At 43.0% G+C, this 6,113-nt stretch carries 9 protein-coding genes and 1 pseudogene; 5 read left to right on the forward strand and 5 right to left on the reverse strand.

Translation table 11 applies throughout. The features are described 5' to 3' along the window. Nucleotides 1-332 (forward strand): transposase (locus tag T538_RS0113450; protein WP_031541402.1); only part of this gene is annotated, 332 nt, incomplete at its 5' end. A 186-nt stretch (nucleotides 333-518) separates the two neighbouring features. Continuing rightward, nucleotides 519-938, forward strand: coding sequence for a hypothetical protein (locus T538_RS0113455; RefSeq protein WP_155993224.1), 420 nt, complete (start codon nucleotides 519-521; stop codon nucleotides 936-938). Nucleotides 939-1,030: 92 nt separating this feature from the next. Here the strand turns inward: T538_RS0113455 and T538_RS0113460 are convergent, their stop codons facing one another. The 4 genes from T538_RS0113460 to T538_RS0113475 all read right to left on the reverse strand — a co-directional run bounded on the left by T538_RS0113460 (nucleotide 1,031) and on the right by T538_RS0113475 (nucleotide 3,642). Next, the gene (locus T538_RS0113460) at nucleotides 1,031-1,912 is read right to left on the reverse strand and encodes a hypothetical protein (RefSeq protein ID WP_031534519.1); all 882 of its coding nucleotides are present in this window, start codon (nucleotides 1,910-1,912) and stop codon (nucleotides 1,031-1,033) included. Beyond that, entirely contained in the window at nucleotides 1,909-2,280 is a 372-nt protein-coding gene (locus tag T538_RS0113465; protein ID WP_081835004.1) for a LytTR family DNA-binding domain-containing protein, read from the reverse strand. Before T538_RS0113465 ends, T538_RS0113460 begins: the two co-directional genes overlap by 4 nt. A gap of 88 nt (nucleotides 2,281-2,368) precedes the next feature. Further along, the gene (locus tag T538_RS0113470; RefSeq protein ID WP_081835003.1) at nucleotides 2,369-3,028 is read right to left on the reverse strand and encodes a murein L,D-transpeptidase catalytic domain-containing protein; all 660 of its coding nucleotides are present in this window, start codon (nucleotides 3,026-3,028) and stop codon (nucleotides 2,369-2,371) included. Beyond that, nucleotides 3,025-3,642: a SanA/YdcF family protein gene (locus tag T538_RS0113475; RefSeq protein WP_031534513.1), complete on the reverse strand. Its 618-nt coding sequence runs from the start codon at nucleotides 3,640-3,642 to the stop codon at nucleotides 3,025-3,027. Before T538_RS0113475 ends, T538_RS0113470 begins: the two co-directional genes overlap by 4 nt. 276 nt (nucleotides 3,643-3,918) lie before the next feature. Between T538_RS0113475 and T538_RS0113485 the strand changes: the two genes are divergently transcribed. The 3 genes from T538_RS0113485 to T538_RS0113495 all read left to right on the forward strand — a co-directional run bounded on the left by T538_RS0113485 (nucleotide 3,919) and on the right by T538_RS0113495 (nucleotide 5,639). Continuing rightward, nucleotides 3,919-4,692 carry a hypothetical protein gene (locus T538_RS0113485; RefSeq protein WP_031534509.1) on the forward strand — a complete coding sequence of 258 codons (774 nt, stop codon included), beginning with the start codon at nucleotides 3,919-3,921 and terminating at the stop codon, nucleotides 4,690-4,692. Between the two features lie 116 nt (nucleotides 4,693-4,808). Then, on the forward strand, nucleotides 4,809-5,159 hold the full coding sequence (locus T538_RS0113490) for a hypothetical protein (protein ID WP_031534507.1): 351 nt from the start codon (nucleotides 4,809-4,811) through the stop codon (nucleotides 5,157-5,159). A 129-nt stretch (nucleotides 5,160-5,288) separates the two neighbouring features. Continuing rightward, the gene (locus T538_RS0113495) at nucleotides 5,289-5,639 is read left to right on the forward strand and encodes a hypothetical protein (protein ID WP_031534504.1); all 351 of its coding nucleotides are present in this window, start codon (nucleotides 5,289-5,291) and stop codon (nucleotides 5,637-5,639) included. Between the two features lie 220 nt (nucleotides 5,640-5,859). Here T538_RS0113495 and T538_RS19030 read toward each other — a convergent pair. Beyond that, nucleotides 5,860-6,113: pseudogene (locus T538_RS19030) on the reverse strand (transposase); the annotation flags it as partial.

The raw sequence follows: 6,113 nt of genomic DNA on the forward strand, positions 1-6,113 counted from the left end.
TCTTCGCCGACAGGGGCTACATCAAGAAGGAACTCTTCGACTCACTGTTCGATCAGGGAGTCCTTCTCGTACATGGTCTCAAGGCGAACATGAAGAACAAACTCATGTCGCTTGAGGAGAAGATTCTGCTTAGGAAAAGATGCATCATCGAGTGCATCAACGACCTGCTCAAGAACAAGGCAAACCTTGTGCACTCACGCCATCGCTCGATACATAATTTTATCATGAACATCTGCTCTGCCCTTACTGCATATTGCTTCTTCGAGAACAAGCCGGATGCCCTTCCTGTGCATGTCGAAAAATCAAGACAACTTGAGCTGTTTGAACTCTAATCTTATCCCGAACTGGCGTATTGATGATTCCTTAATTTTCATATATAAGGATAGTAAGGGAAAATACATAAGGGTTCGTTGATTTGCTGTTCGTTTGATTTTGAATTCAGTAAACTTGCAGTCGCCAAAAATAGCTGTTGCGAGTTCTTCAGGTTTAATAACAACTCTATTTTAGAACAAAGAAAAATGAGAAAAACTAATTATCAATCTGTTGCCTTCTTCTTGTTTGCTATGTGCATCTTTACTGGATGCACACGCAAGGGTAGTGGCAATATTGCAAACGAAACAAAAGCCGAAGACTCGGTATCTTTAGTTTCTGAAAGCGACAGTTGTAAGCAACCAACAGCGCAAGACTCATTGAAAAAGCAGTTGTTGGGTGTTTGGGCTTTAGGTGAAGTTGCTTGGCAAAGGATAACCGAAGATAGTATCTATTTTATAGATGAGGAAGGCGAGCCGGCAATTAAGTATTCTGTTCGTGGTGATACAATAATAATGTATTTTGACGGTCATGTAAAAAAAGATAAATTCTGGATTACTGATGATACGCTGTTTGTTGAGAATAAGTCGGGCGATGGCGGTTGCGGACATTTTGAGCGTATAAGATAAATTTGCTCTCAGAATCTCTGTATCTATTGCAGTAATCCCCTAGTCAAGAACAACATTGTCAATTGTCACTTGTTAATTGTCGATTATTAAAACTATCTTCTGAAAACGATAAGGTTTATAGCCTCGTCTTGCCAGTCGAGTTTGCCGTGCGGCTGCCCGTCGGGCGTGCGGTAGAACGTGTTTCCTGAGTTGCCGCCAGTAAGGTAGACGGCATCGGAAAAGCCATAGTCGGCAAGGGCTTGGGCAAAGTCGTATAGCGATTCCTTGTTTATGGTCTCGACATACCAGATGCCCCTCGAACCCGATTTACGGGCAAGAGCGCAGCGCGTAACCTTACCTTTAAGTGCGAACTGCTTCTCGCATATCTGCCCGGCTGAGACAAGCGCAAACTGCCTGAATATTGAGCCGTTGTGCGCCTTTATATATTCTTTTACCGAGTCCTCGGTGCTGATTCCAATCTGCCACTTGTCGCCTACCACGGCAACAAATCCAGCCTTGCGCGAGCCGCTTGCAAGTTCGTTTCCGTTGTCTATAAAGTCGCCTATGTATCGGTATTGCTTGTTGTCGTCCCAATAATAGTCCCATGCGTGGGCGGCAAGGCATATCGTTGTATCGCTGTCTGACGGTGCGGTGCGCGAAAAAGACGGCACAACGCCGCGAAGTTCGAACAGCCTCATGCCAACGCCGTAGAGCGAATCTTCCTTCATCGTGATGCCGTGAACCGAATCGCCTTGCATCGCCTCCAAATCGCTTATTATCTGTGCAGATGAACGGCTCAGCGGATACTCGAACGATACGGTAAAGCGGTTAGCCTGGCGCCAGAAATAGAATGTCGTTGCGGCAAGCGTCACTATTGCGAGCGCAGCGACGGCTGTCCACCATCTGCGCGATGCCGGCTTCCGTGGGATTGATGTAGGACTGTTGCTGATGTCCTCTCCGCCCAAAAACTGTATTTCGTCGTCGTTGTAGTTCATCTTGCCATCTGTTTAATTCCTTCTTCGAGAAGCGAGAGAGCCTTGTGCGATATCTCGCCCAGAACCGTTTTCCGTGTCAAATCCTTGCGCCACAGCGTCAGTTGATTCTTCTTTGTGTCTATTCGGCTTATGTAATGGAGATTCAGCACATATTGCTTGCCAACTCGCACAAATACAACTTGTTGCTGACGCATCTGCTGGTCTATGAGGTCGGTTATCGCCTTCAGATTCATCCAAAGCTGAATCTCCTCGCCGTCAGAAAGCGTCATCACACAGTAATTGCCGTCCGACCTTATGTATAGAATCTCGTCGAACGCAAGGCGGATAAGTTCCGTGCCGCCATTCTGTATGGTCAACAGTTGTTTCAAAATCGTGTCTCGGTTATGGTGCAAAAATAGGCAAAAAAGTTGTATTCCGATTTTTTCTATGTCAGAAATCTATGTTTTTTGTGTGCGATTATGTACACGCCCACATCAGAATCCGTTTCTTTTTTCCGTGCAGAGAGTAGATTGCCATCAGTTGCGCAAGACTGCCGGCTGAAATGGTGAAGCAGCCGTGGCTTTCGTCGCCCAGCGGAATGTATTCCTGCCCTCCGTCAAAGCATGTCGTCTTGCGCGATGAGTGAATGAGCAGACCTCTTGCGCGAGCCATGCTGTTGGTGCGGTCTAGCCCCGTGACTCTGATGCAACTCTTCATGCTGTACGAGCCTATGCCTTTGAGGGCAAAAAGTCCCACGCTCGAGCAGTTGCTGCCCGGCTTGTTGCTGAAAACCGCTTTCTCGTCGGTAGAGCCGCCTCCGTTGCCGTGCATGCAATAGCTGCTCATTATGCGCCGTCGGCTGTTTAGGTTGTAAAGGTAGAACCGCTTCTTTCCCGAAGGCATCCCGAAGTCGCAGATGATGTAGTAGGTTTCGTTGTAGCCAAACTTCCGGCAGTAGTCCCTAACTTGTTGCAAGTCCCACGGATTAACGTTGTTGTGCCAGAAGAGTCTGGCTTTTGTGCTTTTGGGTAACGGTGCGGTGTCGGGAGTGTGGTAAATCCACCACGCAAATCCACCCGATGCCAATGCTGCCGTCAGAAGCAGAATTAAGAGCATCCTAAGTATCTTTCTAATCATAAATTGAAATCTTTTCTATTCGTAATGTAGATGTCGATAAAAATCTTCACCCTCGCCAGTTTCTCGCGAATGTGAGTAAGAAAGGTTCGCGTATTGCGAGCGTCTTTTGCGTTGTAGCCAATGGCGTGTATTCCCATCTTGTCGGCAAGATAGATTGAACGCTCGTTGTGCCATTTCTGCGAGATTATGATAACAGAATCTATATCGAAATTTTGTTGGATATTTTTCATGGATAGGAGAGTGCGGTGTCCGCTGCCGTCGGTGGCAATAACCTCCTTCGGGATGCCGAGTTTTACAAGGTCGTTCGTCATCGCCGCTGGCTCGTCGTAGCCCTGATGCTTGTCACCGCTGATAATCAGCCTCTTGAACTTACCTTTGCGATACAGACTGGCGACAGCCTCGATTCTTGCCTTGTAGAAGAAGTTCGGACTGTGGTCGTATCGGCATACAGGATTTGTGCCCAGCAGAAGGGCTGTGTTCTGTGGCGGAATGTCGTCGGCATTGTCGAATGTTCTTCCGCAGGCGTTGGAGTTTACAACGATGTTGCATACGCATATCGCGGTAGCAAGCATAAGCGTTAAGCCGATTACGAAGAGTAGGATTTTTCGTTTCATAAGCAGTTTTTCTTTGTTTTTGATGCAAAGATAACCATGCCGAAACGAGAATCAGATATAGATTTTCTGACTATGTACGAAATGTTGGCTTGCTTGTATGAAATGTGTTTTTGGCGGTATGAAATCAAGAGTGTATTTTCGGTTATGTTCTCAAGAAAAATGATTAACTTTGCAAAGTTTTTATTTGTGTGTGAAAAACAGACAAACTGCATTAAGGTTTCAGAAAACGAGTGCAAAACAAAAAGATAGTGACAACTAAAAGGAAAGATTTTTTATATGAAGAATGTATTTAAGTTTATGTTTGCAGTACTGGCGATTCTTCTGTCGTTAAGTTCGTGCAGGATGTACAAACGTAAGGCTTTTGCTTGGGGAGTCGAAGAACTTAAGAAGCAGCTTCCAAAAGAAGTTGCAGGTAAGGATTTTGTTGTTTTTGATATAAATGTGAATGTAGATACCGTAGAAATGTCGTACAAAATGTCTGAAAAGATGTGGGCTGATTTTAAGCAATGGGAAGAAATTCAGAATCCCGACATTATAAAAGCAAAACTGCTTTCGACTGCTTCTAATGATGCTATCGGCATATTTGTAGATGATGGTATGGGACTTAAATATCTGATTTATTCTTCAGAAACAAATAAGAAGCTGATGGAGGTTTGCGTATCTCCAGATAAACTTAAAGAAATATACACTAAAAAGAAAAACGGCGAATATTCTGCACTTTTCTTTGTCAAAGAAGAATTTGCGAAGAAAAAACTGCCTGTTCAGATAGAAGAAGGCTGTTGTATTACAGAGGCTTACGTTAAAGACGGAAAAATATATTATGTTGCTCAGATAGACAGCGAGATGGATCCGAAAGAAATAACTTCGGATTATCTCGAAATTTTGAAGGGTGTATGTGTGTATAGTTTGCGTGGAGAGAAAGTCTTAGTCTTGAACAAGCAAGAACTGATGGATGAAAATATCCATATCATTTATATTCTAAAGGATAGTAGAAATATAGAATATGCTCGCGTAGATATCGAACCGTCAGATCTTTTATTACTACAATAAAGTTGGTTGTGCCACCCATTTGTAAATCAGAAAAAATGAAGAAAGTTAGGCTACTCTTATTCGTTTGTCTTTCAATATTTTATTCTCTCGCCTCTTCAGCAGAAACGAAACCCAATGTGGGCATTGAAATCGGGACTTTCGACTCAATACCGTCGGAGATTGATGGCGGTTGCTGCGTATTCTATAAATATCCGTGCAAAAAGCAGAACTGGGGCTACATAATGGTCAACGACCTTGCCGAAACAGCCTACATGATGATAAACCGCCGTCTCGAGAAGTTTGCTTTGTCGGACATGAAGAATGATGTGTTTCTGTACCGAAATGAGAAATACACGTTAAAAGTGACGATTGCAGGCAAAGAAAGCAGCGGGCAGAGCGAGTCTTACAAAGTGAAGGGCAACCTTGTTGTGGAAGACAACAACAAGAACAAGCAAGAGCTTGCCTTCTGTGGTGATTGCGGATGTTAGAATATATATGTAAACTCGGGAGGATATTATAAAACTTAATGGGATGTATGGTAATTCTAGTGGAACAGAATACGAAATACAACCATTGGTTGTAAAAGATATTTTGCCACATTTAAAAAATATTAAGATATGAAATTCTGTTGTAGTGCCTTTGAAGGACAATATTATGTTGGTAATAATTTCGGCATGAATTTTAGAATTGTAAAATTCAAGTCTCCATTATTGGTAAATGATAGAGATATAAGTCTGTTTTTACATAACAAGCAGGCAAGTCGAACAAAAAATAAACGTAATGATATTAGATTCTTTATAACAATGGGATACGAGAAGTTTTCTCTGAATTTAGCAACATGCAATATCGTTTTTTGTCCATATTGTGGAGCAAACCTTTACGATTTCTATGTAGGTGATGAATATGCTAATGAGATAGAAGGAGAAACTTTTGATTTTATATTCCCAGAAAAAAGTTCAGAACCTTAATAGATATATTTAAGAACTCGCGTCCGTAACAAATATCTGTTGCAAGTTCTGCGAACTTGAAGTCAGTCAATGTTCCCCGAATGGAGTTTTGTATGATTCTTTTCGGGGAACAGTTGTTTGCAGTTATTGCTGTCCGGTAAAACTCAAAAGGCAATAAAAATCCTCCCCGAAGCCCAGTAAATATGCGCCTCGGGGTCTTTTTTAAAAAAAGTAAGCCCCCTCAATCAAAAAATGTGGGTTCTGGTGGTGCTTTCTGCGTCTCTTTCGCAACTATGTCATTCCAAGTTCTGTCTGGTTTTTCCATAAACCGAATGAAGTCGATGTAGTACATGAGCGTAAGGCGTATCATGGTGACAACTTGCGAGAATGCGCAGTTTCGTTTTATGCTTCTTGAGAGGACCGTTATGAGCAGATTGGCAATGAGTACGACCCACGTCTGTACTTGTATGGCATTGACGCTGTCACCATAGAAGA

This window comes from Bacteroides sp. Ga6A2 (assembly GCF_000702225.1).
In the GTDB taxonomy this organism is placed as follows: Bacteria; Bacteroidota; Bacteroidia; order Bacteroidales; family Bacteroidaceae; genus Ga6A1.

Excerpts from the sequence above, each read along its gene's own strand:
- T538_RS0113455 (WP_155993224.1), top strand. The coding sequence starts at position 519 with ATGAGAAAAACTAATTATCAATCTGTTGCCTTCTTCTTGTTTGCTATG.
- T538_RS0113460 (WP_031534519.1), bottom strand. The coding sequence starts at position 1,912 with ATGAACTACAACGACGACGAAATACAGTTTTTGGGCGGAGAGGACATC.
- T538_RS0113470 (WP_081835003.1), bottom strand. The coding sequence starts at position 3,028 with ATGATTAGAAAGATACTTAGGATGCTCTTAATTCTGCTTCTGACGGCA.
- T538_RS0113475 (WP_031534513.1), bottom strand. The coding sequence starts at position 3,642 with ATGAAACGAAAAATCCTACTCTTCGTAATCGGCTTAACGCTTATGCTT.
- T538_RS0113485 (WP_031534509.1), top strand. The coding sequence starts at position 3,919 with ATGAAGAATGTATTTAAGTTTATGTTTGCAGTACTGGCGATTCTTCTG.
- T538_RS0113495 (WP_031534504.1), top strand. The coding sequence starts at position 5,289 with ATGAAATTCTGTTGTAGTGCCTTTGAAGGACAATATTATGTTGGTAAT.